The organism is Variovorax paradoxus (assembly GCF_024734665.1).
In the GTDB taxonomy this organism is placed as follows: domain Bacteria; phylum Pseudomonadota; class Gammaproteobacteria; order Burkholderiales; family Burkholderiaceae_C; genus Variovorax.
The window spans coordinates 4,604,534-4,630,824 of record NZ_CP102931.1 but is presented as its reverse complement, the minus strand read 5'-3'; the positions used below and the strand labels follow the sequence as shown (position 1 = coordinate 4,630,824).

Genomic DNA, 26,291 nt, shown 5'->3' with positions numbered 1-26,291 from the left:
TTCAAGGCGCCAGTTCAAGACACCAGCTGGCCTCGGGCCTTGTCCACCCACACCTGCAGGTTGTCGAGCAGGTCTTTCTGGCTGAAGGAGCAGCTTTCCTCGCTGAAGAGCGCGCTCGACTCCAGCCGGTCGAGCAGGCTCAGCAGTACCTCGCCGTAGCGCGGTGGCAGGGCGCCGAGCAGTTCGGTGCTGGCGCGGGCTTCGTTCGACAGCGTGGTGACGGAGCCGCCGCCGTCGCTGCGCAGGGCCGCGATGCGCGCGGCGATGGCGTCGAGTTGCTGTGCGGCGCTCATTGCTTACCGTTCTTTCCGGGCGGCGGCAGCGACAGCCCGCGCTCGCGCATCAGGTCGCGCAGGATGTCCGGGTAGTCCGTGATGATCCCGTCCGCGCCCCAGTCCATCAGCCGCTGCATGTCGGCGCGCTGGTTCACGGTCCAGGGCAGCACCTTCAGGCCGAGCTTCTGCGCTTCCTTGATGACGGTGGGCGTGAGGTCGGCAAAGGCCGGCGACCAGATCACCGGGCCCGGCGCGTTGGCCGAAGCGGCTCTGACCATCTGCGGCACCGAGGCGAAGCCGGCCGCGTCGATCCCGGCGGTCCAGCGGTTGTCCTTCAGCGTGCGGGGCGTCGTCAGGTAGGCGCGGGGCAATTGCGGCGCGAGCTTGCCGACCAGCGCCAGCGTGCGCCAGTCGAAGCTCTGGATCGTCACGCGGTCGGCCATCTTCGCCTTGTCGATCTCGACGAGCAGCGCGCGCACCATCGGCTCGGGCGCGGCGGTTTCCTCGGGCTTTGTCGGATCGATCTTGGTCTCGATGTTGAAGCGCACCGTGGCCGCCTCGGCGCCGCGTGCCTGCACCTGCGCGAACAGCGCGGCCAGAGTGGGAATGCGCTCGCCGTCGCGCGGCTGCTGCAGCGCGAACTGCTTGCCGTAGTTGCTCGCCGGGTTGAGGCGGCCCACGTCGTAGGTCTGCAGCTGCGCCAGCGTGAGCGAGCGAATGGCCGCGCCGGTGTTCGGGGCCAGCCAGGCGCCGCTCGCATCGCGCGTGTGGTCGGGGTTGAGCGAGGTGTCATGCGAGATCACGACCACGCCGTCGGCCGTGAGCCCGATGTCGAGTTCGAGCGTGGTCACGCCCAGGTCGACGGCATTGGAGAACGCGGCCAGCGTGTTCTCGGGTGCCAGCCCGCGTCCGCCGCGATGGGCTTCGAGGTCGAAGTGCTGCTTGGCCGTGGGCAGGACGGCGGCGCAGCCGGCCATGAGCAGGGCGGAAAGGGCAGCAGAGAGAAAGGCGTATTTCATTTGAGCTGCACTTTGATCCCGTTGTCTTGCACAGTGATGTCGCCAATCTCGTAAGTCTTGCGCCCGACCGTCAGTTCGTCGGCCGTGAAGCTGCGCAGCACCTGGCCCTGCAGCAGCTCCTGCGCGACCACGGCGCCGATCTTCTGCAGCCTCTCGGCGTCGCGGCCTTCGATGCCCTGCAGCTCGAGGCGCTCGGCCTTGGGCTGGTCGAGCCGCAGCGCGCGCGTGGCCGGGTCGTACCTCAGCGCACTGCTGACCGACACCAGGCCCTGCACCGGCGAGGCCGCCAGCAGCGGGCTGGCGATGGTCAGCGTGGCCGTGATGGCCGCGCGGTTGCCGCGTGCGTCCAGGCCCAACTGCGGATCGCGCAGCCCGACCATGAAGATCTCGGCATAGCGCTCGGCCACCGGAAAGCGCTTGGCGATCTGCGTCTGCAGCTCGTCGCGGGTGGCGGTGTATTCGCTGGTGAAGAAATTGAAGCCGGCCAGCGCCGCGAAGGGCGCCTGCAGGGCCGCGGCGCCCAGCAGCGCGCGCAGTACCCGACGGCGGGAAGTGGGGAACGGGGTGCGGAGGTTCATACCGTCCCGAGCTTGCCACAGCCGCAAAGGTTCCCGCCAGCCGCCCCCCGGGGAGGCCCTAGAGGAGCCGGCGACGGGCGTAACGCACCACCGTCACGCCGGGCTTGGCCTGGCGCGTGGAAGGCATCACGAGCACGCAGTCGTCGTAGGGCGTGACCACGGGTTCGCCCTCGTTCCAGCCGATCACGGTGCCCGCGCGTTCGATCACTTCCAGGCCGGTGAAGGGCTGCGCGAAGCGGAAGTCCTCGCTGCGCGCCACCACCGGGCCGGTCACGTCCAGCCCCCACTGACGGGGCGCGTCCGGCTGCAGCCAGCCGGGCAGTTGTTGCGCGATGGCGTCGTCGTCCAGTGTGCCGGCGGCCCGCAGGAAGCGCGCGCACTGGTCTTGCGCCACGGTGCGGCTGGCCGGGTCGCCATGGAATCCGCATTCGACCAGCAGTGCGAGGGCGTCGCTTTGCGCGTCGGCATCGGGCGCGCCGAACCGGCCGAAGTCGCGCATGCGCACGCCGTCCTTGTGGCCCGCGTCGATGACCACGTGCTCCGGGCTGCGCATTGCCTGCGCCAGCCGCAGGTTGCGCGGCTGGATGCCGGTGAGCGTCAGCGGCGCCGAGGGCTCGTGCATCGAGTGCAGGTCGAGCAGCCAGTCGGCCTGGGTCACGTAGGGCAGCAGCGCCGCGGCGCGACGCCGCTCCCGCGTGCCACCGGCCTCGATGCGATCGGGCAACCACTGGCGATTGAGGTCTTCGTCCACAAAGCGCGAGGCATCGTGGTCGGCCACGTCGAAGGTGTCGAAGGCTTCCAGGTTGCAGAACGCCAGCGTGAGCGTGCCGTGCTGCGGGCGCACGCCGGCCTCCAGCAGGCCCTTGAGCGCCCAGGCGCCGCACACTTCGTTGCCGTGCACGAGCGCGCTGATCATCACGTGCCGGCCGGGCGCTTCGGCTTCGAAGTGCCAGACGCCTTCGACGCCGGTGTTGCCTGTGCGCCAGGCAGAAAGATCGGGGGCGGGGAGTTGAAACAGCGTGGACAAGCTCATTCCTTGATGTTGGCGAATTTGACGATGGTCTTGTATTTGGCGGTCTCGGTGACCAGGAATTTGTCGATGTCCACGTTCGACGTCGGAACGACCGAGCTGGTGGCTTCCATCTTCTTGCGGAAGTCGGGCGACTGCAGCGTCTCGTTCAGTGCCGTCTTCAGCCGGGCCAGCACCGGCTCCGGCAGCTTCGCCGGCCCCAGCAGCGCGAACCAGACGCCGATGTCCAGGCCCTTGAGGCTCGGGCTCTCGCTGAGCGCCGGCAGGTCGGGCGTGATGGCCGAGCGCCTGGCCTCGGTGGTGCCCAGCGCCACCATCTTGCCGCTGCGGATGTAGGGCAGGGCGCTGGAGAGGACGAACACGCCGAAGTCGATGTTGCCGCCCAGAAGGTCATTGGTGAGCGGCGCCACGCCGCGGTAGGGCACGTGCGTCATGAACACGCCGCCCTGCTGCTTGAGCATTTCGCCGGCCAGGTGCAGCGAGGTTCCGACGCCGGAGCTGCCGTAGCTGTACTTGCCGGGGTTCTTCTTCAGCAGCGCGAGGAATTCGCCGGTGTTCTTCACGCCGGCGCCCGGGGCGGCCACCAGGACCAGCGGCTGCGAGGCAATCAGGCCGATGGGGGTGAAGTCCTTCGGCTCGTACTTCACGTTGCTGTTGACCAGCCTGTTGATCGCCACTTCGTTGCTGGCACCGGCGAGCAGCGTGTAGCCATCGGGCGCGGCATTGGCGACTTTCTGCGCGCCGATGGCGCCACCGGCACCGCCCACGTTGTCGATGATTACCGGTACGCCGAGGCGATGGGACAACTCGACGCCGAGCGCACGCCCGGTGAGATCGGTCGAGCCGCCCGGCGGGTAGGCCACCACCAGCGTGATTGGCTTGTTCGGGTAGGCCTGGGCACTGGCCGGGCCGGCCGCGGCCCAGGCAAGGCCGCACAGGATCACGGCGAGACAGGAGGAGAAAGCACGGGGAAGACGCATCGTTGCCTCGGAGTTGTAGTAATCCTGAGGATTCTGCGGGGCCGATTGTTCTTGCATGGTGCCGTGCTGGCACGAAGTCGTGCTGATTGGATTGGGCTAGCGCGGCGTCATTGCCCGCCACACATCCTCGGCCAGCGGACCCAGCCGGCGCTTCGGCCGATAGAGCCGAACCTCGAAGCGCACCTCCATGCGCCGGCCGCCCACGGGCACCAGCCGACCGGCCTTGCAATCGCCCTGCACCATCGACCAGGGCAGCCATGCCACGCCCAGCCCTCTCAGCACGTACTCGTAGAGTGCATCGGCCGAATCGCATTCGATGCGGCGTTGGAGGCGCGGCGCCTGCGGATTGTTGGCGAGCAGGTCTTCCACCATGCGGCCCATGGCGAGCGTGCGGACATAAGACAGAAACGGCACCTGGCCGGTGCCGTCGAAGCTGTGCCTGGCAAGGCCTTGCGCATCGGTGCGCGACACGGGCACGAGCTTGTCGGACGCCACCGTCACATGGGAAAACTGCCGCCCATCGAGTCGGAAAGTGAGCGCGGCGTGATGAAAGATCAGCGAGAAATCCACCTCGTTGTGTTCCAGCATTCGCACCGTTTCCGCCAGCGCACCCGTCAGCACGCGCACCTCGCCATCGCGCAGCACGGGTTGCAGCCGCACCAGCCAGTCGGCCATTACCGTGCGCGCGAGCGTGCGGCCCGTGACCAGCGTCACCGTGCGGGCCTGCCGGCCGGCCACGTTGTGCACCTCTTCGCGCGAGCCCTCGACGCTGCGCACCACCTGGCTGGCGTTGTCCAGGAAGCTCTCGCCTGCCGCCGTGAGCACGACCGGCGAGCTGCCGCGTTCGATCAGCGTGGCGCCGGCCCACGACTCGAGTGCGCGGATGCGCCGTCCGAAGGCCGGGTGCGTGACGTGGCGAAGCTCGGCCGCGCGCGTGAAGCTGCGCGTCTGCGCCAGCGCGATGAAGTCCTCCATCCATTTGAATTGCATGGTGCGGCGCGAGGCTGGCTAGTTGCCCAAGGGGAGTTCGTAGCGGGCAAAGGACGAGGTGCCCTTTTGAATCTCGCTGTGCAGCAGGAAACCGAAGCGTTCATAGAGGCTTCGCAGGGCCGCCCTGTCTGCCACGCAATCGAGCCGCAGATGCCTGCGCCCGAGCTCGAAGGCGCGCTCTCGTGCAAAGGCCAGGAGGGCGGTCGACACGCCGCGCCCGGCCCACGCCCGGCGAACAGCCAGCTTGTGCACGAACGCCGAACTGCCCGGTTCGATCTCGGGCCAGAAGAATGGGTCTTCCATGTCGAGCCGCACCACGCCGGCCACGTCGCCGTTTTCGCGTGCGATGAAGTAGCGCCCGGCATCGGTGTCGCGCTGCACGCGCTCGAGGCCGACGTCGGCGGCCGACCACAGCGGCCGGCCATCGGCGGCGAGCCATTGGGCGGCTTCGTTCAGAACGGCGGCAACTGTGGCCGCTTCGGAGGGTGTTGCTTGCTCTATGTACATCGCGGTGGCGGAGGATAGCCGACCGCAAGACCCCTCTCGGTCTCAATCACTCAGTCATGCAGCGACGACAGGAACTGCTTGAGCTCCGCAGTCTGCGGATTGCCGAACAGCTCCGCCGGCGGCCCCATCTCGTGCACGCGGCCCTGGTGCATGAAGATCACCCGGTCGCTGACCTTGCGCGCGAAGCTCATCTCGTGCGTGACCATCAGCAGGGTCATGCCTTCGTCGGCCAGCGACTCCACCACGCGCAGCACTTCGCCTACCAGTTCGGGGTCGAGCGCCGATGTGATTTCGTCGCACAGCAGCACGGCTGGTTCCATCGCCAGCGCGCGGGCGATGGCCACGCGCTGCTGCTGGCCGCCCGAAAGCTGGTCGGGCATGGCGTCGAACTTCTCGGCCAGGCCCACGCGCGTGAGCAGCTTGCGCGCCTGCGAGGCGGCTTCGAGGCTGCCGCGCTTCTTCACCAGCGTGGGCGCGAGCATCACGTTCTTGCCGACCGTGAGGTGCGGGAACAGGTTGAAGCTCTGGAAGATCATGCCCACGCGCTGGCGCAGCTCGCGCATGGCCATGGCGCTTTCGTGCAGCAGCGGCTTGCCGTCGACGGTGAGCGAGCCTTCCTGGAACACCTCGAGCCCGTTGATGCAGCGCAGCAGCGTGCTCTTGCCCGAGCCGCTCTTGCCGATGATGGCGATCACCTCGCCGCGCTTCACGTCGAGGTCGATGCCCTTCAGGACTTCGTTGGTACCGTAAGACTTGCGCAGCGCGGTGATGCGCACGATGGGAGCGCCCACCGAGGTGGCGGGTTGTTGCGGTTCAAGCACGGCGGCCATGGGTTTTCCTCTCGAGATTCTTGGCGTACAGGCTCACGGGGAAGCACAGCACAAAATAAAGCAGGGCCACGCAGCTGAACACCACGAAGGGCTTGAAGGTGGCATTCGAAATCATGCTGCCGGCCTTGGTGAGTTCGACAAAACCAATCACCGACGCCAGCGCCGTGCCCTTGATCACCTGCACCAGAAAGCCGACCGTGGGCGCAATGGCGATCTTCACGGCCTGCGGCAGGATCACGTGGCGCATTTGCTCGCCGAAGCTGAGGGCCAGGCTGCCCGAGGCTTCCCACTGGCCCTTCGGAATCGATGCCACGCAGCCGCGCCAGATTTCGGTGAGAAAGGCACTGGTGTAGAGCGTGAGTGCAACGCTCGCGGCCGTCCACGCCGACACGTCGATGCCGAACAGCGCAATGCCGAAGTAGGCCAGGAACAGCTGCATCAGCAGTGGCGTGCCCTGGAAGAGCTGCACATACAGGCCCACGACCCTGCCGATCGCCTTGCCGCCGCGCATCCGCAAAAACAGCAGCAGGGCACCCACGAGGCCACCGCCGATGAAGGCGATGAGCGACAGCACGACGGTCCAGCGCAACGCCATCAGCAGGTTGCGCAGGATGTCCCAGAGAGAAAAATCAGCCATGGTGAAAAAGGCCTCGGTATTCGGTCAGCGGCCGAAGAAGAACTTCGGACCCGCCCAGTCGAGCAGACGCCGCAGCGCCACCGACAGCGCCAGGTAGATCAGCGTGGCGATGATGAAAGCCTCGAAGGCGCGGAAGTTGCGGCTCTGGATCAGGTTGGCCGCGTAGCTCAGCTCCTCGGTCGAGATCTGTCCGCACACGGCGGAGCCCAGCATCACGATGACGATCTGGCTCACCATTGCGGGCCACACCTTCTTCAGCGCCGGCGGCAGCACCACGCGCAGGAACACCTGCGACTTGCTCAGCGCCAGGCTCACGGCCGCCTCGATCTGCCCCTTGGGCGTGGCCTCGATGCCGGCGCGGATGATCTCGGTGGAATAGGCGCCCAGGTTCATCACCATCGCGATCACCGAAGCTACCTCCGGCGAGAGCTTGACGCCCGCCGCCGGCAGCCCGAAGAAGATGAAGAACAGCTGCACGATGAAGGGCGTGTTGCGGATCAGCTCCACATAGGTGCCCACGATGGCGCGCAGCCACTTCGGGCCGCCCGAGCGCGCCCATGCGCAGAAGGTGCCGACGATCATGCCCAGCACGGTGCCCACGGCGGTGAGGCCGACGGTCCACGCCACGCCGCGCAGCAGCAGCGGCCATTCGGCGAGCACCGCGCCAAAGTCAAACTCGATGTTCATGGCCGCGCAGTTCGATCAGACGGGAAGGTCGCCGGCTGCCTTGCCGAGCCACTTCTTCGACATGGCGTCCAGCGTGCCGTCCTTCTTGGCGGCGGCAATGATTTCGTTGACCTTGGTCTTCAACGAGGTTTCACCCTTGGCGACGCCAACGAAGCAGGGGCTGTCTTTCAGCAGCAGCTTGAACTCGGCGCTCACCTTCGGATTCTTGGCGAGCATGTCGCCAGCGACCGCCGCGCTGGTTGCGAGGGTTTGCGTCTGGCCGGCCACGAAGGCGGCGATGGTCGCGTTGTTGTCCTCGAAGCGGCGGTAGTCGACGTTCGGCGGCGCCACCTTGTTCAGCTCCTGGTCTTCCATCGCGCCGCGCGTCACGGCAACGGTCTTGCCGGCCATGTCGGCGAAGCTGGTGAGCTTCATGCTCTTGGCGGCGTACACGGCCTGGAAGAAGGGCGCATAAGCCGACGTGAATTCGATCACCTTCTCGCGCTCCGGGTTCTTGCCGAGCGTGGAGATCACCAGGTCGGCCTTCCTGGTCTGCAGGTACGGAATGCGGTTGGCGCTGGTCACGGGCACCAGCTCGACCTTCACGCCGAGCTTGGCGGCGATGAGCTCGGCCATTTCAACGTCGAGGCCCTGCGGCTTCATGTTCTTGTCGACCGAGCCGTAGGGCGGATAGTCGGTGGGCACGGCGATCTTGATGGTCTTGGCCTTGAGCACGTTGTCGAGCGCGTTCTGGGCGTACGCGCCGCCGGCCGAGGCCAACATGGCAACGGAAGCAAGCGCAAGGGCGAGGTTGCGTTTGGATGCAGAGAAGGTCATAGCAGGGCTCCTAGGTAAGTCGAAGAATCTGAATCGGGGGACGCGGCGTCGGCAGCCTTGCGGCGCTTTCTGGCCTTGGGCGCCGGGGCGGCATTGGTGTTGTGCAGCGGCGCCAGCGCATCGCGCAGCTGCGCGAGCGGATCGGTGGGTGCCTGCACGCGCAGTGCTGACTGCACCGTGCCGATGTGCGCGGCCATCAGCGCCTCGGCGGCGGCATGGTCGCCGCGCTCGAGCGCCGCGACGATCTGCACGTGGTCTTCGCACGACTGCACCGCGTCGTGCGTGGACTGGTAGAGCATGGCGATCAGCGTGGTGCGCGCCGTGTAGTCGCGCAGCGTGTCGGCCAGCAGTGTGTTGCCCAGGCATTCGGCCAGGCACACGTGGAAGTCGCCCAGCAGGAAGCTGCGGTTGCCGACGTCGCTTTCTTTCAGTGCGGCTTTTTCACGCTGAAGGTGCGCCTTCAATTGGCGCAGGGCGGTCTTCTCGATCTTTCCGGTGCTGCCCGCACTGCGGATGAGGCCCAGCTCGATCACGCGCCGCGCCTCGAAGGCTTCGCGCGCCTCGTCCTGAGATGGCTCGATGACGAACCAGCCGCGCCGCGCGCTCACCGTGACGATGCCGCGCGCCGCCAGCCGCGTGAGGGCCTCGCGCACGATGGTGCGGCTGCAGTCGAACAGCATCGCCAGCTGCTGCTCGCCCAGGCGCGAACCCGGGGCGAGCTTCTGCGCCATCACCGCCTCGACGATGCGTGCACTGATTTCGGATGCGGAGATGGCCATAGGCCTGCATACCAGCAGCTTCTGTGCCAACTGGTATGCAAGATCTGTGCACCTAAATGGAACATGACCCCGAAAGGGGCGCGCGGGCTCAGCGCCGGGCTTGTCCCCGGCCCAGTGCGCTCGCCGGCAGGGCCACAAGCATGAGCAATGCCGACAGCACCAGGGCCCCGCTCAGCACGTAGAGGCTGAGGGTGAAGCCGCCCGTCAGCGTCTTCAGCGCGCCGACCATCATCGGCGCCACCAGCCCTGCGCTCCCACCGATGGTGCTGATGAGCGCAATGCCCGCAGCCGCGGCGCTCTTCGACATGAAATTGCCGGGCACCGACCAGAGCACCGTGAACGCGGCGGAAATGCCCATGGCCGCCAGCGCCAGGCACAGCACGGCGGCAAAGGCGTTGTGCATGAAGAGCGTGGTCAGCGCCAGCCCGGTCGCGCCTACCACTGCGCTCAGCGCAAAGTGCCAGCGGCGCTCCTTGCACCGGTCCGAATGCCGCCCCACGACGATGTTGGCCGCAATGCCCGCCATCGCCGGAATGACTGAATAGAAACCGATCTGCAGCACGCTGAGCCCCATCGACTTCAGGATCGTGGGCTGCCAGAACGACATGGCGTAGATGCCCAGGATGATCAGGAACGACATGAAGCCGATCAGCCAGACCCGGGCGTCGCGCATGGCCGCACCGAAGGTGTGGCGCCCTGTGGCGCCGTTCGCGGCCTGGTCTTCGGCCAGCAGGCGCGCCACGCGTTGCTTTTCGGCCGCGGACAGCCAGGCCGCCTGCGACGGACTGTTCGACAGCCAGCGGAACGCCGCCACGCCCAGCAGCACGCTCGGAATGCCTTCGAGCAGGAACAGCCACTGCCAGCCGCGCAGCGACAGCACGCCGTCGAGGTAGGTCATGGTGAGCCCGGCGATCGGCCCCGCCACGATGGGCGCCGCGCCGAAAGCCATGAAGAACAGCGCGGTGGCCTGTGCGCGGCGGTGCGAGGGGAACCACAGCGTCAGGTAGAACAGCACGCCCGGCGCGAAGCCGGCCTCGAACACGCCGATGAGAAAGCGCAGCACGTAGAACTGCGTGGGCGTGGTCGCGAACATCATCGCCGCCGATGCCAGCCCCCACAGGCCCATGATGCGCAGCAGCGTCGCGCGCACGCCGATCTTCGCGAGCATCAGGTTGCTCGGAATCTCGAACACCGCATAGCCGATGAAGAAGATGCCCGCGCCCAGGCCGAACACCGCGTCGCTGAAGCCCAGCTGTTCCTTCATCTGCAGCTGTGCATAGCCGACGTTGGTGCGGTCGAGATAGTTCAGCACGTAGCAGGCGCACAGCAGCGGCATCAGGCGCCAGGTGATCTTGCGGAAGAGCGCGGCGTCGGTGGTCTCGGCCGGCGTGCGTGCGTCCGCGGCATCGAGGGTGGCGGTGTTCATCGTCTGTGTCTCCTTCTGTGTTGCTCCTGCGGCGGCGTGTCAGGCGACGGTGGGCGTGCCGAAGCAGGTCTCGCCCCACAGGTGGCTGGCCGGCGCGCCCGGAAACAGCCAGTGCGGCGAGCATTCGGCCGACGGCACGACATTGCTGAACCCGTGCGAAGACGAGGTGCCGGCAAGGGTCTTCTCCAGCACCATCGACAGGTACTGGTCGTTGCTGCTTTCCTGCGTGTTGCCGTTGAGGATCACCTCCGCGCCGGTAGCCTGCGCGTAGCGGCGGATGCCGTTGTGCCGCGACTGCAGCGGCGCCCAGCTGTCGGCCGCCACGCCGTTCTCGCTGCTCACGCGCAGGCCGTCGGCGGTGCGGTAGACCAGCGAATGGTTGCCCTCTGTGTGGCCAGGCGAATGCACCAGCGCAAGGCCGTGGCCCAGCTGGATGCTGCCGTCGAAGGGCACGATGCGCTCGGCCGGCACGCCGCCCAGCCCGTGCGGGCAGTACCACTCGGCCTGCACCGGCAGCAAGCCTTGCACGCTGGCGAGTTCCTGGCGGTGCACCAGCAGCCTGGCGTTCGGCAGCAGGCCCGGCATGGCGGCGCTGCCGAGCCAGCGGCGTACGTCCTGCGTGTGCAGGTGGTCGTAGGTGATGAAGTCGATTTGTTCCGGCGCGACGCCGCAGCTTGCCAGCGCCTGCAGGACGGTCTGGTAGACCGGCGCGATGGTCTTGTGCAGGAACTTCGGCGTCTGCTCGCCCAGGCGCTTGAAGTAGGGTGTTTCGTTGCCGGCCTCGAAGTCGGCCGGCGTGAACAGCAGCGTGCGCAGGCGACCCTCGAAGTCGTCGTACTGGATAAGCACGGTGCGCGCCAGCAGGTGGACCATGTGCGGCTTGAGCAGCTGCTGCGAATACACGCCGGTGAAGGCGAACCATGCGGGGTACGGAATGCGCAGCAGGTTGAAGCTGCGCGCGAAGCGCACCGGCGGCGCATCGAGCAGGCGTTCGCGCAGGCCTTCGGCTGAGCGGCGGATGGCGCGCAGGCGGTCTTGCGGCATGGCGGCGTCGCGAGTGCCGTCGAAATCCGCCAGGTGTGCGAAGCCGGTTGGGTCGGGGTCTCGGGTCATGGGAAGTTCTCCTTGGCCTTTGGCGCGCAGGCTCTCAGTACATCGAGCGGCCGCCCGAGATGTCGAACACCGCGCCGGTGCTGAAAGAGCAGTCGTCCGACGCGAGCCATGCGGCCATGGCCGCCACCTCGTCGACCTCGACGAAGCGCCCCATCGGCACGCGCGAGAGCAGGGCGGTGCGCAGTTGTTCGCGGTGCTCGGCGGGCACAGCCGCGAACACCTCGGTGTCGGCCGCCGAGGGCGTGATGCAGTTCACCAGCACGCCCGCCGCCGCCAGCTCCTTGCCGAGCGACTTGGTCAGCGAAATGAGCCCGGCTTTGGAGGCCGAGTAGGCGGCGTTGAAGCTGTTGCCCTCCTTGCCGGCAACCGAGGCGATGTTGACGATGCGGCCACGCCGCCGGGCGAGCATCACCGGTGCGACCGCGCGGCAGCACAGCCATGCGCCCGTCAGGTTGATGTCGAGCACATTGCGCCACTGCGCGGGCGTGTGCTCCCAGGCAGGCACGGTCGGGCCGAGCACGCCCGCGTTGTTCACGAGGATGTCTATGCCGCCGAAGCGTTCCTGCGACTGGGCAGCGGCGCGGGCGATCTGGTCTTCGTCGCGCACGTCGACGACTGCCGAGGTTGCGGTGCCGAGCGGCGCGAGCGTTTGCAGCGCATTTGCCAGCACCGACGCGTCGAGGTCCCACAGCGCGACGCTGGCGCCGGCCGCCAGATAGCGCCGCGCTATTGCAAGGCCGATGCCGCGCGCGCCGCCCGTCACGATGGCGTGGCGGCCTGCGAGCGCATCGTTGCGCAGCGCAGTCATGCAGCTGCCGCCTCGGGTGCGCGAGTTGCGGCTGGCTGGCCCAGCAACCCGCCTACCAGCGCGGCGACATGCTCCGCGGGCACACCGGCCAGCAGTTGCCGAAGCATCGTCAGCGTGTCGAAGTACACGCGCTCGCATACCAGCCGGTCGCCTTCGAAGATGAAGAACGCGTTCATGCGGCAGCGAAAGCTGTTGCCTGTCGGCGGCAGGCCCTTGAGCGGGCCGCGGTGCGTGCCCAGCAGCCAGAACTCGACGACCACCGAATCGTCGGCGTGTCGCAGCTGGATGATCTCGTGCCGCTGGTCGGGAAAGGCGCGGCGCGTGTCGGCGTAGTACTGGCGCACGTCGGCAATACCGTCGTGCACTTCGCCGCTGGGAATCAGCTCGTAGTGCGGATGCGGGAAGGTGCCGAGCACGGCGTCGAAGTCCTGCCGGGTCTCGTCGGCGAAGTGGTCGAGCACGAGGCGCTCGCGGCGGGCTTGAAGTTCGGTGCGTTGTGTGTTCATCGGGGTGTGCTCCATGTGACAGGGATGACGGGTGACATCGGGTTGCTGCGAATGCGCAGGTCCGGGCTCGCTGCTTACTATCGGCACGCTCCCGCAACAAGACTGTCCGGTGTTGGCAATCGCCGCTCGGGACAAACCCGCGATGCCACGCACACCCCCTTCATCCAACGCCACCAGCGCCACGCCGCACGCGCAGCCGTCACCGGTGCACAACAGCGACATGCGGCTGGCCGAGGACGTGCAGCAGCGGCTGCTTGCCGTGGCGCATCGGCGCACGCTGGCGCGAGGCGAATCTCTCTTTCACAAGGGGTCGTCGCCCGATGCACTGTTCGGCGTGGTCAGCGGTTCGTTGCGCGTGAGCGTGGTCGCGCCGGGCGGGCGCGAGGCGGTGATCGCGATGCTCGAACCCGGCCACTGGTTTGGCGAGGTGTCGCTGCTGGTCGGGCGCGAGCGCGTCTACGACACCTGCGCGGCCGACACGACCGAGATGGCGGTGGTCGCGGCGGCCGATTTCCACCGGCTGGTGGCCGAGCACCCCGACGTGCACATGGCCTTCACCCGACTGGTCTGCCTGAGGCTGCGCCAGGCGCTGGCGTGGATCGACGACGTGATCCTTATGCCGCTGCAGGTGCGGCTCGCGCACCGGCTGCTCACGTTGGACGCGCGCGCCCAAAGTCCGGGCGAGGGCGGCGGCACGCTGCTGGGCGTGTCGCAGGAAGACCTGTCGTTCATGCTCGGCGTGTCGCGCCAGAGCGTGAACCGGCAATTGAAGCTGTGGGAAGAAGACGGCACGCTGCGCGTGCGCTACCGCAGCATCGAGCTTCTGGACCGTGCGCAGCTGGAGCGGCATGCGGCCACGCCGCGCTGAACTCCAACGGGCAGGTCGGTCAGTCCATCCGAGCGCCCGACGCCTTCACCGCCTTCTCCCAGCGCGGCGTTTCCGTCGCCAGGAAGCGCCCGAAATCCTCGCTGCCCAGGAAGGCCGGGTCTGCGCCCTGGCTCACCATGCGGTCGCGCACCTCGGGGTTGTTCAGCACCTGCCTGAATGCGTCGCTGAGCTTGGCGACCACGTCTTTCGGCGTGTCCTTCGGTGCGAGAAAACCATAGAAGCCCACCACCTCGAAGCCCTTGACGCCCGACTCGATCACGGTCGGCACGTCGGGCAGGGCGGGGTTGCGCTCGCGGCTGGTCACGGCCAGCGCGCGCACCTTGCCCTGCTTGTGATAGTTGGCGGCCTGCGGAATCGACTCGGCCATGAACTGCACCTGCCCGCCCATCAGGTCGGTGAAGGCCGGAGCACTGCCGCGGTAGGGGATGTGCACCATGAAGATGCCCGTCGCGGTCTTGAACATCTCGGGCACCAGGTGGCTGATGCCGCCGTTGCCGGCCGAGCCGTAGTTGACCTGGCCGGGCCGCGCCTTGGCGTAGTCGACGAACTGCTTGAGGTTCTGCACCGGCAGCTTGGGCGTGACCAGCAGCGCCAGCGGCTGCATGGCGGTGCGAGCGATGGGCACGAAGTCACGCTGCGTGTTGTAGGGCAGCTTGCTGTAGAGCGCGCCGTTGATCACGGCCACGCCGGTGTTGGCCAGCATCAGCGTGTAGCCGTCGGCCGGGCTCTTGGCGACCGCGTCGGCGCCCACCGAGCCGCCCGCGCCGGGCTTGTAGTCGACGATCAGCGGCTGGCCGAGCACGGCCTGCAGCTTGTCGGTGAGCAGGCGCGCGTGCTGGTCGAGCGGGCCGCCGGCCGGAAAGCCGATGACGACCTTGATCGGCTTGTCGGGGTAGGCCGCCATCGCGGCCGTGCCGAGGCCGAAAGAAAGGACCGCGAGCGCGGTCCGGGCAAGCTTGTTCATGATCCGTCTCCTTTTTATTGGGAGACGATCATAAGCAGCGCACTCAGCCGGCCAGCGTGGCCTTCAGCGTGATCTCGGGCACGCTCGCCAGCGCCTTCGACAGCGGGCAGCCGGCCTTGGCGGCGGCTGCGATCTGCTGGAACCTGGCTTCGTCGAGGTTCGGCACGCTGGCGTCGAGTTCGAGCGCAATGCGGTCGATCTTGAAGCCGTCGCCGTCCTTGGCCAGCCGCACGGCCGCCTTGGTGTCGATCTTCGTGGCCGCGAGGCCTTCTCTTTCGAGCGCGAAGGCGAAGGCCATCGTGAAGCAGGCGGCATGCGCCGCGCCGACGATTTCCTCGGGGTTGGTGCCGCGCTTGTCGTCCTCGAAGCGGCTGGCGAAGCCGTAGGGGTAGTCCTTCAGGGCGCCGGTCTCGGTGCTGACCTGGCCTTTGCCGGTCTTGCCGGCGCCTTCCCAGTGAACGCTTGCGTGCTTTTCTGCTGCCATGGGGGTTCCTTCATTCGGTGGATGGGGGGCTGACAGGTATCGCGCGGAAGGCGGCCCGTGTCTGTAGTCGCAGGGCGCGTGAGCAGAAGGTTGCGCATGTGAGAAGAAATGGCGTCACCTAGGCGACGCTCCGGGGGCTTCCCCGATGGGAGCGGCGGCCTTGGCGGCTTAGGCTGGCGGGCTGTCGCGCTTTTCTTTGTTCCGCCTGTACTCACCATGCAACAACGCCCGCATTACAAGTTCTGGCCCAAACGCCTCCCGCATTCGATTACCGTCCCCGCCACATCTCTCTGGCACAACCTGGCCACCTCGGCCGCACGCTACCCTGACAAGCCCGCGCTCGTGTTCTTCGGCCGCGTCATCAGCTACCGCGAATTTGCCGCCCAGGCCGAGCGCCTGGCCGGTGCGCTGCACGCGCTGGGCGTGAAGCGCGGCGACCGCGTGATCCTGGACATGCAGAACTGCCCGCAGCTGGTGATCGCGCATTTCGCGATCCTGCGCGCCAATGCCGTCGTGGTGCCGGTCAACCCGATGAACCGGGCCGAGGAGCTCAAGCACTACATCACCGATCCCGACGCCAAGGTGGCCATCATCACCGGCGATCTGGCGCCCGAGCTGGCCAAGGCCAGCAACGCCTTGCCGCCCGAGCAGCGGCTCGCCCACATGATCGTGACCCAGTTCACCGACGCCTTCGACGCCGACGCCTCGGGCGACGACGCCCCGGCTCCCGCCTGGAAAGGCTGGCTCACCACCCGCCACCCGCTGCCCGCGCTGGAAGGCGGCAAGGTCATCGCCTGGACCGACGCGCTCGAGGCCGGCCATCCGCCGCCCGAGCACGTGGTGGGCGCCAACGACATGGCTCTGCTGCCCTACACCAGCGGCACCACCGGCCTTCCCAAGGGCTGCATCCACCACCATTCGAGCCTGATGCACAACGCGGTCTCCGGCCAGATGTGGGGCGGGTCGACCTCGGAGACGGTGGTGCTGGCCGTGGTGCCCATGTTCCACATCACCGGCGTGGTGAGCATGATGCACACGGCCATCCTCGCAGCGGCCACGCTGATCATCATGCCGCGCTGGGACCGCGACGTGGCCGGCCGGCTCATCTCTCGCTGGAAGGTCACGGCCTGGACCAACATCCCGACCATGGTCATCGACCTCATGGCCAGCCCCAACTTCGCGAGCTACGACCTGTCGAGCATGAACTACATCGGCGGTGGCGGCGCGGCCATGCCGCAGGCCGTGGCGCAGCGCCTGTTCGAGCAGTACGGGCTGAAGTACCAGGAGGGTTACGGCCTGACCGAGACCGCGGCGCCCTCGCACACCAACCCGTCGGACCACCCCAAGCAGCAGTGCCTGGGCATTCCGTTCATGAGCACCGACGCGCGCGTGGTCGACCCCGACACCCTGAAGGAAATGCCCATCGGAGAATCGGGCGAGATCATCATCCACGGCCCCGAGGTGTTCCAGGGCTACTGGAAGCGCCCCGATGCCACGGCCGCCGCATTCGTCGAGTTCGAAGGCAAGCGCTTCTTCCGCTCGGGCGACATGGGCCGCATGGACGAGGACGGCTACTTCTTCATGACCGACCGCCTCAAGCGGATGATCAACGCGAGCGGCTTCAAGGTGTGGCCGGCCGAGGTCGAGCTGCTGATGTTCCGCCACCCCGCGATCCAGGAGGCCTGCGTCATCTCGACCAAGGACGACTACCGCGGCGAATCGGTCAAGGCCGTAGTGGTGCTGCGCACCACGCACAAGGACACCACCGAGCAGCAGATCATCGACTGGTGCCGCGAGAACATGGCGGTCTACAAGATCCCGCGCAAGGTGCAGTTCGTCGATGCGTTGCCCAAGAGCGGCAGCGGGAAGGTGATGTGGCGGTTGCTGCAGGAGGACGAGAACGCGGCGAAGTGAGCGCGCTTCACTTGATGAGGCCCAGCGACTTCAGCAGCGCCCCTGCCTCCGTGCGGCCGTTCGGGGTGATGGATTGCGAGGCCACCGCCTTGCCCAGGTAGTCCACCACCTTGTGCCGATTCTGGTTCGGCCCTTCCCACAGGAAGAGCCGTCCCAGTTCCAGCGCTGCATCGCCGTCGCCCTGCGCATAGGCCTTCTCGAACCAGAAGCGCGCCCAGCGGAAGTTGCCTTCGTCGCGATAGCAGATGGCGAGGTTGGCGCAGCCCGCCACGTCGCCTGCCTTGGCCGCTTTGCGATACCAGTCGCGTGCGGCAGCGGGATTTTTCTTCACGCCGATGCCGTGGTCGAGGAAATAGCCGACGCTGTTGAGCGCGTGGGTCTCGCCCGCGGCCGCGGCCTTGAGGAACAGCGAGAGGGCCTTCTTGTGCGCGCCAGCGTCCCATGCGTCGTTGGCCGCAAGGAACCAGTCGTCCTGGGTAGGTTCTTGCATGGTGCGTGCTCTCCTTCGAAGCGTGGTTCAAAAGAAAAAATCTGTGTACCGATCGGTTCCGGCGGATGGATCACTTAGCCTCGATCGGTCCTGCCATTCTGCCTATCTCCCCGCTTTTTCATGCATTCACGCGCGCTGCTGCTTTCCTGCCTTCTTGCCTTTTCTCCCCTCCTGACCCAAGCCGCTCCCCGCACCTGCCTCGTCGTGGGCATCAGCGACGGCGACACGCTTACCGCGCGCTGCGGCCGCATCGGCGCCTACGAGCGCGTGAAGGTGCGCATTGCCGCCATCGATGCGCCCGAAAAAGCCCAGCCCTACGGCCAGCGCAGCAAGCAGGCGCTGAGCAACATCTGCTTTCGCGAGCAGGCGCTCATCACCGAGATCGACACCGACCGCTATGGCCGCACGGTGGCCGACGTGCGCTGCAACGGCGAGGACGCCGGCAGCCGCATGGTGTCCGAAGGCTGGGCCTGGGTGTACGACTACAACCACCTTGCCACCAAACGCGGCGGCGGGCTCTTCAGGCTTCAAGACAGCGCGCGTGCCCGGCACGCCGGCCTATGGGCCGATTCGAAGCCGACGCCGCCCTGGGACTGGCGCAAGCGCCAGCGAGGCGAGCAGCCGCATTGGGGCGGCTTCTTCTGAGCTCTTGTTGCAGGCCCATGTCATGCGGAATTCACGAGTTGGCGACACCATGCTCGGCTCCGTAACCCCACGACGACAAGAACATGGCCAAAGACTTCGCCCGCATGGAGGACTCCAACCCGTCCGCAAACCCCACGATCCACGAAGTGTCCGACCCGAAGCGGCGCATGCTCGTGCAAGGCGGCCTTGCTGCCGCGATTGCCGGGCTGTTCGGCCCGCTGGCCGGGTGTGCGGCAACAGGCGGCGCGGCGGGTTCGCTGGGCCGTGCCATCGGTTTCAAGAGCGTGCCGATGGCCGCCGTCGACACCGTGGTCGTGCCCGAGGGCTACAGCACCCAGGTGCTCTACCGCTGGGGCGACGCCACCGGCATCGCCGGCGCCATGCCCGCCTTCAAGACCGATGGCTCCAACACTGCTGAAGAGCAGGCGCTGCAGGCCGGCATGCACCACGACGGCATGGCCTTCTTTCCGATCGACGGCTCCAACCGCGGCCTGCTGGTGCTGAACCACGAATACGTCGACGACGGCCTGCTGCACACCGACGGCATGAAGACCTGGACGCCCGAGAAGGTGCGCAAGTCGATGAATGCGCACGGCGTGTCGGTCATCGAACTGAAGCGCGACGGTGGGACGTGGACGCAGCTTGCGCCCTCGCGCTTCGCGCGCCGCATCACCGCCCTGACGCCGATGACGCTGACCGGCCCCGCCGCCGGCCACGCCATGCTGCGCACCGCCGCCGACCCGTCGGGCACGCAGGTGCTGGGTACCTTCAACAACTGCTCGAATGGCCACACGCCGTGGGGCACGTATCTGACCTGCGAAGAAAACTTCGCCGACTACTTCGAAGGCACCGACACGCCCGACGCCCACCAGAAGCGCTGGGGCATCAGGAAGGGCAATGGCGCGAAGTACCGCTGGCACGAGCATGAAGCGCGCTTCGACGTGTCGAAGAACCCGAACGAATCGAACCGCTACGGCTGGGTGGTCGAGATCGATCCGCAAGACCCCACCTCGACGCCGCGCAAGCGCACCGCGCTCGGCCGCGCCGCGCACGAAGGTGCTGCCACCGCGCTCACCAACGACGGCCGCGCCGTCATCTACATGGGCGAGGACTCGCGCTTCGAATACATCTACAAGTTCGTGAGCCGCGACAGCGTCAAGCCCGGCGGCGCCGCGGCCAACCGCGACCTGCTCGACCACGGCACGCTGTACGTCGGCCGCTTCGACGTGGACGGCACCGGCGAATGGCTGCCGCTGGTGCAGGGCAAGAACGGCCTGGTCGCAGACAAGGGCTTCACCACGCAGGGCGACGTGCTCATCAAGGCACGCCAGGCCAGCGATCTGCTGGGCGCCACCAAGATGGACCGCCCCGAATGGACGACGGTAGACCCGCTCACCAAGGAGGTCTACTGCACGCTGACCAACAACAGCAACCGCGGCGGTGCCGGCCAGCCCTTCATGGACGCGGCCAATCCGCGCTCCAACAACACAATGGGCCAGATCATCCGCTGGAAGGAAACCGGCGACCTCGACGCGACCAGGTTTGCGTGGAACCACCTTGTGCTCGCGGGCGACCCGAAGCAGACGCGCTATGAAGCGCAGGGCAACATCAAGGGCGACACCTTCGGCAGCCCCGACGGCCTGATGGTCGATGCGCGCGGCGTGCTGTGGATCGAGACCGACGTGTCGACTTCCACGCTGGGCAAGGGCGAGTACGTCAACCTGCCCAACAACCAGATGCTGGCCTGCGACCCGACAAAGGGCGAAATCCGCCGCTTCCTGCTCGGCCCGGCCGGCTGCGAAATCACGGGGCTTACGGCCACGCCAGATTTGCGCACGCTGTTCATCAACATCCAGCACCCGGGCGAGCCGGCCAACGAGCGCAGCGACCCGGACCGTCCGCTCGCCGTGTCGAAGTGGCCCGACGGCGCGGGCCGCCCGCGCTCGGCGACCATCGCAATCACCAAGAACGACGGCGGCGTGATCGGGACCTGATGGGGTAGGGCGGGTTGGCAGCGCTCAGCAGGAGCCGCCGACCCAGCAGCGCAGCGAGGGCACGAACAAGCCCACGACGAAGGTGATGGCGCAAAAGACCAGCAGGATCAGCGCCGCCATGCGCAACCCCTCGGCGCTCCAGCGCGGCGCGAAGTTGCTGATTAGGCCAGAGGCGAAGCTGCCTTCGAGCCGTTCGGCACCACCCCAGCGCAGCACCCAGAGGCAGAAGAGCGCTTCGGCTGCGTGCACCACGATCCACAAGGCCAGCGACATTTCGCGTGATCTCCTTGCTCAGGACTCGCTCTTGCCCTGCACGTCTGCCACCACGCGCGCGTTGCGCTGGAAGCTCCAGTAGGCGCCGGCCCAGTCCATCATCACGACGATGCGGTTGCGAAAGCCGATCAGGAAGTACGCGTGCGCGAACAGCCAGAACAGCCACGCGAGCCGGCCGCTGAAACGCAGCGGGCCGAAGGGCGTGCCCAGGTCGACCACCGCCGAGTTGCGGCCGATGGTCGCGAGGTTGCCGTAGTCCGCATAGCGGAACGGCACCGTCGGCTGGCCCGCAATGCGGCGCAGGATATTGGCGGCCGCCGCGCGTCCCATCTGCTTGGCGCCGGGCGACACGCCGGGCACGGGCTTGGGCGGTTTGCCGGGCGCATGGCTCATGGCGGCCGCGAGGTCGCCGACCACGCTGATCTCAGGATGGCCCGCCAGGCTCAGATCGGGCTCGACCTTGATGCGGCCCGCGCGGTCGCATTCGACGCCGGTGGCCGTGCCCAGCATGCGGCCCAGCGGCGAGGCTGCGACACCTGCCGCCCACACCACGCAGCTGCTATCGATTCGGTAGCTGGCGACCGGTGCGCCGTCTGCGCCACCACCAATCTGTACTTCGAGGCCGGTGGCATCGATGGACGTCACGCGCGCGTTGAGCCGCACTTCGACGCCCAGTTTCTCCAGCTGTTCGAGCGCCTTCTGGCTCAGCGATTCGGGCATGGCCTGCAGCACGCGCGGGCCGCCTTCGACCAGCAGCACCTGTGCGCTGGCGGGGTCGATGTGGCGGAACTCGCCCGACAGCGTGTGCTTGGCGATCTCGGCCAGCGTGCCGGCCATCTCGACGCCCGTGGGGCCGGCGCCGATCACCACGAAGGTGAGCAGGGCGCGGCGGTGTTCCAGGTCGGCCGTGATCTCGGCGTTTTCGAACGACAGCAGCACGCGACGGCGGATCTCGAAGGCGTCGGCCAGCGTCTTCAGGCCCGGGGCGACGGGCGCCCATTCGTCGTGCCCGAAGTAGCTGTGCGTGGCACCGGCCGCGACGATCAGGTGGTCGTACGGCACGCGGTCCCCATTGGCCAGCCGCACCGATCGCGTGGCCGGATCGATGCCGCCCACCTCGCCCAGCAGCGTCGTGATGTTCGGCTGCTTGCGGAACAGTGCGCGCACCGGCGCCGCGATCGACGGCGCGGCGAGCCCGGCGGTTGCCACCTGGTACAGCAGCGGCTGGAACAGGTGGTGGTTGGTCTTGTCGATCACCGTCACGTCCACGTCGGCGCTCTGCAGCTTGCGTGCCGCTTCGAGTCCGCCGAATCCGCAGCCGACGATGACGACTTTGGGCCTGCCCGAGGGGTTGGTCGTTTGCATCGCACGGATGATACGCAGCCGCCTGCAAGGCCTCGAATCTTGTGCCACAGTGGCTGCCCTTTGCCGAAGTGCCGGCGGCAGGGCTGCGGCGTTTTGTCCTACGCGCCGCCGCAGCCCGGATGGGCTAAAACTTGCGGCTGACCCGACTGGAGACCCCATGACGCTTTCCCGGCCGATCACACAGGCGGCGAGCACACTGCGCGACAGATTTCGCGAGGTGCGCGCCACGAGCCTGGCGCTTGCCGCCCCGCTTTCCGCAGAAGACCAGTGCATCCAGTCGATGCCCGACGCGAGCCCGACCAAGTGGCATCTTGCGCACACCACGTGGTTCTTCGAGACCGTGCTGCTGCAGTCGCATTCCAGCGGCTACAAGCCCTTCGATGCGCGTTTTCATTACCTCTTCAACTCGTACTACGAGGCGCTCGGGCCGCGGCATCCTAGGCCGCAGCGCGGCCTGCTCACGCGGCCCTCGGTGGACGAGGTGCATGCCTACCGCCGGCACGTTGACGAGGCGGTGGTCGCGCTGCTCGAAGAGGGCGGGCTCGACTGGGCCACCGTCGAGCCCATCGTCACGCTCGGGCTGCATCACGAGCAGCAGCACCAGGAGCTGTTGCTCACCGACATCCTGCACGCGCTGTCGTGCAACCCGCTGCTGCCGGCCTACAAGCCTGCAAGCGGACCTGCGCTGCGGCTGGCTGCGGTGCCGCCTGCCGTGCGCTGGATCGAGCAAGCCGGCGGCGTACTCGAGGTGGGATTCCCGGGGCAGGGCTTTTCTTTCGACAACGAGACGCCGCGCCACAAGGCCCTGCTGCAGCCCTATGCGATTGCCGACCGGCTGGTGAACTGCGGCGACTACGCGCAGTTCATCGCGGATGGCGGCTATCAGCGGGCCGAGCTCTGGCTGTCCGATGGCTGGGCCGCTGTGCAGGCGCAGGGTTGGAGGCATCCGGTGTACTGGCTCGAGCCGGACGATCCGCGCCTTGGCCTTGGTGCGCAGCAACAGGGTGGTAACGCAGGTTGGCAGGTGTTCGGCCTGCACGGCGTGCGGCCGATGGAGGCCGATGCACCCGTATCGCAGCTCAGTTTCTATGAAGCCGCTGCGTATGCCGAGTGGGTCGGCGCGCGGCTGCCGACCGAATTCGAATGGGAGGCCGCGTTCGATGCCCCCGGCATCTCGCAGATGACGGGGCACGTCTGGCAGTGGACGCGTTCGTCGTACGACCCGTATCCCGGCTTCCGTCCGATGCCTGGTATCGCGGCCGAATACAACGGCAAGTTCATGGTGGGGCAACTGGTGTTGCGCGGTGGCAGCGTGGCCACCCCGGTGGGGCATACGCGGCCCAGCTATCGCAACTTCTTTCCGCCGGCGGCGCGCTGGCAGTTCTCGGGGCTGCGGCTCGCGAAAGACCTTTGATCATGCGCAATCCAACTTCTTCCTCGTCGCTGTCGTTCGCACCTGCCGCGACGCCGCGTGTTTCTTCTTCTCCAGCGGTCTCCACGCCGTTGTCCGAGTTCGGGCGCGAGATGCAGGCGGGACTTGCGCGCTCGCCACGCAGCATCTCGCCGAAGTTTTTCTACGACGCAGCAGGGTCACAGCTGTTCGACCGTATCTGCGAGCTGCCGGAGTACTACCCGACGCGCACCGAGCTGCGCATTCTTGGCGAATGCGCCGGGGAGATCGCCGAGCAGATCGGGCCGAACGCGGAGATCGTGGAGTTCGGAGCGGGGTCGCTCACGAAGGTGCGGCTGCTGCTCGATGCGCTGCAGGCGCCGAAGCGCTATCTGCCCATCGACATCTCCGGGGAGTATCTGGAGGCTGCGGCTGAGCGGTTGAAGGCGGACTATCCGAAGCTGGTGGTGCAGCCTATTGCTGCGGATTACACGATGCCTCTGGTGTTGCCTGCGCCTATGGCTGGTTCGGGGCGGCGAGTCGGGTTTTTTCCGGGGTCGACGATCGGGAATTTCGAGCCTGAGGAGGCGCTGGCGTTTTTGCAGCTGGCTGCTCGGATGTTGCGTGGGGGTGGGCTGCTGATTGGGGTGGATCTGGTGAAGGATCCGGGGCGGTTGCACGCGGCCTACAACGATGCTCAAGGAGTGACGGGGGAGTTCAATCTCAATCTGCTGCGTCGGGCTAATGCTGAGCTGGATGCGGACTTCGATGTCGACGGGTTTGCGCATGCGGCGTTCTATAACGCGCCTCGGCAGAGGATCGAGATGCATCTTGTCAGCCGGCGGGCTCAGAGCGTTTCGTTGAATGGGGAACGGTTTGGGTTTGAGGAGGGCGAGACTATTCATACTGAGTACTCGCATAAGTTCACTGTTGAGGGGTTGCGGGCTTTGGCTGTTCGTGCCGGGTTTCGTCCTGCTGCGGTTTGGACGGATCCTGAGAAGCTCTTTAGCGTGCACTGGCTGGCTGCCTAGTTTGGCTTTCGAGGCCGGGACTCGCCCCGGCGGGCGAGCTACTTTCTTTTGCTTCGCCAAAAGAAAGTAGCCAAAGAAAAGGCGACCCCACTGTCTGCGACCCCTTCGCTGCGCTACGGGGCAACCTGCGGTGCTCGCGTTTCGCGGGGTCCGCAGAACTCGCTTCGCTCAAACAGCTGCGGCCCTGATCCGCGAAACGCTCCGCTCCTCGGCGCAGCCAGAGGTGAGGTGGAGACAACACGGGCCTTTGCTTCGCTCGGCCTCGGGGCCACTGCAGGCGCGTAGCGCCTGCAGTGGTTGAGTTTGGCTGTTGGCTGTTCGAAGGCCGAGCGCAGCGATGGCCTGCTGGGTTCCCAACTCCCTTCTGGCTGCGCCGAGGAGCGCAGACGCAGGAGGGATCAGGGCCGCAGCTGTCTGAGCGAAGCGAGTTCTGCGGACCCCCTCCGGAGTCGAGCACCGCAGGTTGCCCGCAGCGAAGCGAAGGGACGCAGACAGCAGGGTCGCCTTTTCTTTGCTTACTTTCTTTTGGCGAAGCAAAAGAAAGTGAGTCGGCCGCCGGGCCGAGACCCGGCCCCAGAAAACAAACCCCCCAACAGGGTAGATACAGCAACGAAGAAAGCGGCAGTGCCAAGCAACGGCACAATACCCAAGCCCCGTGCGGCAGCGCAACGGCCAGCGCCCGCAACCCTCCCCCTGGAGACCAAGACCATGAAAGCAACCTGGAACGGCGTCACCATCGCCGAAAGCGACGACACCGTGCTCGTCGAAGGCAACCACTATTTCCCGATGAGTTCGCTCAATCGCGACGCAGTCACCTTCAGCAATCACAAGACCACCTGCCCCTGGAAGGGCACCGCAAGCTACTACTCGCTGCTGGTCAACGGCGAACTCAACACCGACGCCGCCTGGTACTACGCCGACCCGAAGCCCGAAGCCGAAGAGATCCGCGACCGCGTCGCGTTCTGGAAGGACGTGAAGGTCAGCGCGCAGTGACCACGGCCGCTTTCACTCCCCCGTTCATCGCCCCCGCCGAGCTGCCTGCCGCATTGCGCGATCAAGGCTATGCAGTGCTCAGTCCGCAGGGCGTCAGCGAATGGCTTGGTGTTCCGCTCGCGCAGCTGAATGCACTGCACGCAGACTGGAACGATCTCCCGCCCGACGAATACCTGAAGGACGGCGGCCGCTACCGCACGCGGCGCCATGCCTGCTTCACCGTCGAAGCCGACGACCATGCCACGCCGGCGCAGGTGCCGCACCGCGCGCACTGGCAGCCGGTCGAATACAACGCCCTGCACGGCGGCATGCAGCGCTGGTTCGCGCCGATGCTCGAGGCCACCGTGGCACAGCCCGTATGGCAGCGGCTGCTGCAGCAGCTCGGCAAGGCCAGCAGCGACATGCGTGGCGGTGCGCCGCAACGCTGGTACGTGGAAGCGCACCAGTTCCGCATCGACACCGCCGGTGGCATCGGCCGCCCGACGCCCGAGGGCGCGCACCGTGATGGCGTGGATCTCGTGGCCGTGGCACTGGTTGGCCGGCACGGCATCAAGGGCGGCGAGACGCGCGTGTTCGAAGCCAACGGCCGTCGCGGCGAGCGCTTCACCATGACCGAGCCGTGGAGCCTGCTCGTGCTCGACGATGCGCGCGTGATCCACGAATCGACGCCGATCCAGCCGCTGGAAGAGGGCGGCGAAGGCTGGCGCGACACGCTCGTGATCACCTGCCGCGCCAAGGGTTTCCAGGGGGACTGAAGCCGCGCGGCGGGGCAGTGCGCCGTCGCTGGCACGAGTCCTACAGTCCGTCCGCGGAACAGCGGTTAAATTCGGGGCCCGGCTCCATGTGGGCCGTGTCTGTCTGCGAACGAAAGCGAGGTC

29 protein-coding genes are annotated in these 26,291 nt (G+C 67.1%); 8 read left to right on the top strand and 21 right to left on the bottom strand.

Translation table 11 applies throughout. The features are described 5' to 3' along the window. Positions 1–14: 14 nt before the first annotated feature. The 16 genes from NWF24_RS21920 to NWF24_RS21845 all read right to left on the bottom strand — a co-directional run bounded on the left by NWF24_RS21920 (position 15) and on the right by NWF24_RS21845 (position 12,981). Positions 15–293: a hypothetical protein gene (locus NWF24_RS21920; protein ID WP_258350372.1), complete on the bottom strand. Its 279-nt coding sequence runs from the start codon at positions 291–293 to the stop codon at positions 15–17. Further along, positions 290–1,294, bottom strand: coding sequence for a glycerophosphodiester phosphodiesterase (locus tag NWF24_RS21915; protein ID WP_258350371.1), 1,005 nt, complete (start codon positions 1,292–1,294; stop codon positions 290–292). The genes NWF24_RS21920 and NWF24_RS21915 overlap by 4 nt, the downstream gene beginning before the upstream one ends. Then, positions 1,291–1,872 carry a DUF1439 domain-containing protein gene (locus NWF24_RS21910; protein WP_258350370.1) on the bottom strand — a complete coding sequence of 194 codons (582 nt, stop codon included), beginning with the start codon at positions 1,870–1,872 and terminating at the stop codon, positions 1,291–1,293. Before NWF24_RS21910 ends, NWF24_RS21915 begins: the two co-directional genes overlap by 4 nt. A 58-nt stretch (positions 1,873–1,930) precedes the next feature. Continuing rightward, positions 1,931–2,899, bottom strand: a complete 969-nt coding sequence (locus NWF24_RS21905; protein ID WP_375338402.1) for a succinylglutamate desuccinylase/aspartoacylase domain-containing protein — start codon at positions 2,897–2,899, stop codon at positions 1,931–1,933. 2 nt (positions 2,900–2,901) lie between these two features. Next, the gene (locus tag NWF24_RS21900) at positions 2,902–3,882 is read right to left on the bottom strand and encodes a Bug family tripartite tricarboxylate transporter substrate binding protein (protein ID WP_258350368.1); all 981 of its coding nucleotides are present in this window, start codon (positions 3,880–3,882) and stop codon (positions 2,902–2,904) included. Between the two features lie 96 nt (positions 3,883–3,978). After that, positions 3,979–4,872, bottom strand: a complete 894-nt coding sequence (locus tag NWF24_RS21895; protein WP_258350367.1) for a LysR family transcriptional regulator — start codon at positions 4,870–4,872, stop codon at positions 3,979–3,981. 18 nt (positions 4,873–4,890) lie between these two features. Next, the gene (locus NWF24_RS21890) at positions 4,891–5,379 is read right to left on the bottom strand and encodes a GNAT family N-acetyltransferase (RefSeq protein WP_093177855.1); all 489 of its coding nucleotides are present in this window, start codon (positions 5,377–5,379) and stop codon (positions 4,891–4,893) included. Positions 5,380–5,429: 50 nt separating this feature from the next. After that, positions 5,430–6,209, bottom strand: a complete 780-nt coding sequence (locus NWF24_RS21885) for an amino acid ABC transporter ATP-binding protein (protein WP_093078782.1) — start codon at positions 6,207–6,209, stop codon at positions 5,430–5,432. Next, on the bottom strand, positions 6,193–6,846 hold the full coding sequence (locus NWF24_RS21880) for an amino acid ABC transporter permease (RefSeq protein ID WP_258350366.1): 654 nt from the start codon (positions 6,844–6,846) through the stop codon (positions 6,193–6,195). Before NWF24_RS21880 ends, NWF24_RS21885 begins: the two co-directional genes overlap by 17 nt. A gap of 24 nt (positions 6,847–6,870) precedes the next feature. After that, positions 6,871–7,533: an amino acid ABC transporter permease gene (locus NWF24_RS21875; protein ID WP_093058300.1), complete on the bottom strand. Its 663-nt coding sequence runs from the start codon at positions 7,531–7,533 to the stop codon at positions 6,871–6,873. A gap of 15 nt (positions 7,534–7,548) precedes the next feature. Further along, positions 7,549–8,349, bottom strand: a complete 801-nt coding sequence (locus tag NWF24_RS21870) for a transporter substrate-binding domain-containing protein (RefSeq protein WP_258350365.1) — start codon at positions 8,347–8,349, stop codon at positions 7,549–7,551. Next, positions 8,346–9,128 carry a GntR family transcriptional regulator gene (locus tag NWF24_RS21865; RefSeq protein ID WP_258350364.1) on the bottom strand — a complete coding sequence of 261 codons (783 nt, stop codon included), beginning with the start codon at positions 9,126–9,128 and terminating at the stop codon, positions 8,346–8,348. The genes NWF24_RS21870 and NWF24_RS21865 overlap by 4 nt, the downstream gene beginning before the upstream one ends. Before the next feature lie 88 nt (positions 9,129–9,216). Next, positions 9,217–10,554 (bottom strand): MFS transporter, encoded by a 1,338-nt coding sequence (locus NWF24_RS21860; RefSeq protein WP_258350363.1) that lies wholly within the window; start codon positions 10,552–10,554, stop codon positions 9,217–9,219. A 39-nt stretch (positions 10,555–10,593) separates the two neighbouring features. Next, positions 10,594–11,667 (bottom strand): hypothetical protein, encoded by a 1,074-nt coding sequence (locus tag NWF24_RS21855; protein ID WP_258350362.1) that lies wholly within the window; start codon positions 11,665–11,667, stop codon positions 10,594–10,596. Between the two features lie 34 nt (positions 11,668–11,701). Next, positions 11,702–12,475 carry an SDR family NAD(P)-dependent oxidoreductase gene (locus NWF24_RS21850; RefSeq protein WP_258350361.1) on the bottom strand — a complete coding sequence of 258 codons (774 nt, stop codon included), beginning with the start codon at positions 12,473–12,475 and terminating at the stop codon, positions 11,702–11,704. Then, positions 12,472–12,981 carry an ester cyclase gene (locus NWF24_RS21845; RefSeq protein WP_258350360.1) on the bottom strand — a complete coding sequence of 170 codons (510 nt, stop codon included), beginning with the start codon at positions 12,979–12,981 and terminating at the stop codon, positions 12,472–12,474. The genes NWF24_RS21850 and NWF24_RS21845 overlap by 4 nt, the downstream gene beginning before the upstream one ends. Before the next feature lie 142 nt (positions 12,982–13,123). Between NWF24_RS21845 and NWF24_RS21840 the strand changes: the two genes are divergently transcribed. Next, complete coding sequence (locus NWF24_RS21840) at positions 13,124–13,849, top strand: Crp/Fnr family transcriptional regulator (RefSeq protein WP_258350359.1); 726 nt, start codon at positions 13,124–13,126, stop codon at positions 13,847–13,849. 19 nt (positions 13,850–13,868) lie between these two features. Here the strand turns inward: NWF24_RS21840 and NWF24_RS21835 are convergent, their stop codons facing one another. Together NWF24_RS21835 and NWF24_RS21830 are read right to left on the bottom strand one after the other, a co-directional pair. Next, a complete protein-coding gene (locus NWF24_RS21835; protein WP_258350358.1) occupies positions 13,869–14,834 on the bottom strand; it encodes a Bug family tripartite tricarboxylate transporter substrate binding protein in 966 nt (321 codons plus the stop codon). A 43-nt stretch (positions 14,835–14,877) separates the two neighbouring features. Further along, complete coding sequence (locus NWF24_RS21830; protein ID WP_258350357.1) at positions 14,878–15,318, bottom strand: OsmC family protein; 441 nt, start codon at positions 15,316–15,318, stop codon at positions 14,878–14,880. A 216-nt stretch (positions 15,319–15,534) separates the two neighbouring features. On the opposite strand from NWF24_RS21830, the gene NWF24_RS21825 reads away from it, so the two are divergent. Continuing rightward, positions 15,535–17,232 carry a long-chain fatty acid--CoA ligase gene (locus tag NWF24_RS21825; RefSeq protein WP_258350356.1) on the top strand — a complete coding sequence of 566 codons (1,698 nt, stop codon included), beginning with the start codon at positions 15,535–15,537 and terminating at the stop codon, positions 17,230–17,232. Between the two features lie 7 nt (positions 17,233–17,239). On the opposite strand, the gene NWF24_RS21820 is transcribed toward NWF24_RS21825, so the two are convergent. Beyond that, positions 17,240–17,722 carry a tetratricopeptide repeat protein gene (locus tag NWF24_RS21820; RefSeq protein WP_093058310.1) on the bottom strand — a complete coding sequence of 161 codons (483 nt, stop codon included), beginning with the start codon at positions 17,720–17,722 and terminating at the stop codon, positions 17,240–17,242. Between the two features lie 120 nt (positions 17,723–17,842). On the opposite strand from NWF24_RS21820, the gene NWF24_RS21815 reads away from it, so the two are divergent. Then, entirely contained in the window at positions 17,843–18,367 is a 525-nt protein-coding gene (locus NWF24_RS21815) for a thermonuclease family protein (RefSeq protein ID WP_258350355.1), read from the top strand. An 83-nt stretch (positions 18,368–18,450) separates the two neighbouring features. After that, positions 18,451–20,361, top strand: a complete 1,911-nt coding sequence (locus NWF24_RS21810; protein ID WP_258350354.1) for a PhoX family protein — start codon at positions 18,451–18,453, stop codon at positions 20,359–20,361. A gap of 24 nt (positions 20,362–20,385) precedes the next feature. Here NWF24_RS21810 and NWF24_RS21805 read toward each other — a convergent pair whose 3' ends face one another. After that, entirely contained in the window at positions 20,386–20,634 is a 249-nt protein-coding gene (locus NWF24_RS21805; protein WP_258350353.1) for a hypothetical protein, read from the bottom strand. A gap of 18 nt (positions 20,635–20,652) precedes the next feature. After that, positions 20,653–21,999: an NAD(P)/FAD-dependent oxidoreductase gene (locus tag NWF24_RS21800; RefSeq protein ID WP_258350352.1), complete on the bottom strand. Its 1,347-nt coding sequence runs from the start codon at positions 21,997–21,999 to the stop codon at positions 20,653–20,655. A 157-nt stretch (positions 22,000–22,156) separates the two neighbouring features. Between NWF24_RS21800 and egtB the strand changes: the two genes are divergently transcribed. The 4 genes from egtB to NWF24_RS21780 all read left to right on the top strand — a co-directional run bounded on the left by egtB (position 22,157) and on the right by NWF24_RS21780 (position 26,168). Further along, complete coding sequence (gene egtB, locus NWF24_RS21795) at positions 22,157–23,413, top strand: ergothioneine biosynthesis protein EgtB (RefSeq protein ID WP_258350351.1); 1,257 nt, start codon at positions 22,157–22,159, stop codon at positions 23,411–23,413. Positions 23,414–23,523: 110 nt separating this feature from the next. Then, complete coding sequence (egtD, locus tag NWF24_RS21790) at positions 23,524–24,420, top strand: L-histidine N(alpha)-methyltransferase (protein WP_258355334.1); 897 nt, start codon at positions 23,524–23,526, stop codon at positions 24,418–24,420. A gap of 708 nt (positions 24,421–25,128) precedes the next feature. Next, positions 25,129–25,413: a DUF427 domain-containing protein gene (locus NWF24_RS21785; RefSeq protein ID WP_093059105.1), complete on the top strand. Its 285-nt coding sequence runs from the start codon at positions 25,129–25,131 to the stop codon at positions 25,411–25,413. Beyond that, positions 25,410–26,168, top strand: a complete 759-nt coding sequence (locus NWF24_RS21780; RefSeq protein ID WP_258350350.1) for a 2OG-Fe dioxygenase family protein — start codon at positions 25,410–25,412, stop codon at positions 26,166–26,168. The genes NWF24_RS21785 and NWF24_RS21780 overlap by 4 nt, the downstream gene beginning before the upstream one ends. Positions 26,169–26,291: the final 123 nt, after the last annotated feature.

Bases quoted from the DNA above. Each gene is read 5' to 3' on its own strand.
- NWF24_RS21855 (WP_258350362.1), bottom strand. From the start codon at position 11,667: ATGACCCGAGACCCCGACCCAACCGGCTTCGCACACCTGGCGGATTTC.
- NWF24_RS21815 (WP_258350355.1), top strand. From the start codon at position 17,843: ATGCATTCACGCGCGCTGCTGCTTTCCTGCCTTCTTGCCTTTTCTCCC.
- NWF24_RS21880 (WP_258350366.1), bottom strand. From the start codon at position 6,846: ATGGCTGATTTTTCTCTCTGGGACATCCTGCGCAACCTGCTGATGGCG.
- NWF24_RS21820 (WP_093058310.1), bottom strand. From the start codon at position 17,722: ATGCAAGAACCTACCCAGGACGACTGGTTCCTTGCGGCCAACGACGCA.
- NWF24_RS21900 (WP_258350368.1), bottom strand. From the start codon at position 3,882: ATGCGTCTTCCCCGTGCTTTCTCCTCCTGTCTCGCCGTGATCCTGTGC.
- NWF24_RS21910 (WP_258350370.1), bottom strand. From the start codon at position 1,872: ATGAACCTCCGCACCCCGTTCCCCACTTCCCGCCGTCGGGTACTGCGC.
- NWF24_RS21845 (WP_258350360.1), bottom strand. From the start codon at position 12,981: ATGAACACACAACGCACCGAACTTCAAGCCCGCCGCGAGCGCCTCGTG.
- NWF24_RS21920 (WP_258350372.1), bottom strand. From the start codon at position 293: ATGAGCGCCGCACAGCAACTCGACGCCATCGCCGCGCGCATCGCGGCC.
- NWF24_RS21895 (WP_258350367.1), bottom strand. From the start codon at position 4,872: ATGCAATTCAAATGGATGGAGGACTTCATCGCGCTGGCGCAGACGCGC.
- NWF24_RS21785 (WP_093059105.1), top strand. From the start codon at position 25,129: ATGAAAGCAACCTGGAACGGCGTCACCATCGCCGAAAGCGACGACACC.
- egtD (WP_258355334.1), top strand. From the start codon at position 23,524: ATGCAGGCGGGACTTGCGCGCTCGCCACGCAGCATCTCGCCGAAGTTT.
- NWF24_RS21915 (WP_258350371.1), bottom strand. From the start codon at position 1,294: ATGAAATACGCCTTTCTCTCTGCTGCCCTTTCCGCCCTGCTCATGGCC.
- NWF24_RS21870 (WP_258350365.1), bottom strand. From the start codon at position 8,349: ATGACCTTCTCTGCATCCAAACGCAACCTCGCCCTTGCGCTTGCTTCC.
- NWF24_RS21810 (WP_258350354.1), top strand. From the start codon at position 18,451: ATGGCCAAAGACTTCGCCCGCATGGAGGACTCCAACCCGTCCGCAAAC.
- NWF24_RS21860 (WP_258350363.1), bottom strand. From the start codon at position 10,554: ATGAACACCGCCACCCTCGATGCCGCGGACGCACGCACGCCGGCCGAG.
- NWF24_RS21840 (WP_258350359.1), top strand. From the start codon at position 13,124: ATGCCACGCACACCCCCTTCATCCAACGCCACCAGCGCCACGCCGCAC.
- NWF24_RS21830 (WP_258350357.1), bottom strand. From the start codon at position 15,318: ATGGCAGCAGAAAAGCACGCAAGCGTTCACTGGGAAGGCGCCGGCAAG.
- NWF24_RS21825 (WP_258350356.1), top strand. From the start codon at position 15,535: ATGCAACAACGCCCGCATTACAAGTTCTGGCCCAAACGCCTCCCGCAT.
- NWF24_RS21875 (WP_093058300.1), bottom strand. From the start codon at position 7,533: ATGAACATCGAGTTTGACTTTGGCGCGGTGCTCGCCGAATGGCCGCTG.
- NWF24_RS21805 (WP_258350353.1), bottom strand. From the start codon at position 20,634: ATGTCGCTGGCCTTGTGGATCGTGGTGCACGCAGCCGAAGCGCTCTTC.
- NWF24_RS21800 (WP_258350352.1), bottom strand. From the start codon at position 21,999: ATGCAAACGACCAACCCCTCGGGCAGGCCCAAAGTCGTCATCGTCGGC.
- NWF24_RS21835 (WP_258350358.1), bottom strand. From the start codon at position 14,834: ATGAACAAGCTTGCCCGGACCGCGCTCGCGGTCCTTTCTTTCGGCCTC.
- NWF24_RS21885 (WP_093078782.1), bottom strand. From the start codon at position 6,209: ATGGCCGCCGTGCTTGAACCGCAACAACCCGCCACCTCGGTGGGCGCT.
- egtB (WP_258350351.1), top strand. From the start codon at position 22,157: ATGACGCTTTCCCGGCCGATCACACAGGCGGCGAGCACACTGCGCGAC.
- NWF24_RS21850 (WP_258350361.1), bottom strand. From the start codon at position 12,475: ATGACTGCGCTGCGCAACGATGCGCTCGCAGGCCGCCACGCCATCGTG.
- NWF24_RS21865 (WP_258350364.1), bottom strand. From the start codon at position 9,128: ATGGCCATCTCCGCATCCGAAATCAGTGCACGCATCGTCGAGGCGGTG.
- NWF24_RS21890 (WP_093177855.1), bottom strand. From the start codon at position 5,379: ATGTACATAGAGCAAGCAACACCCTCCGAAGCGGCCACAGTTGCCGCC.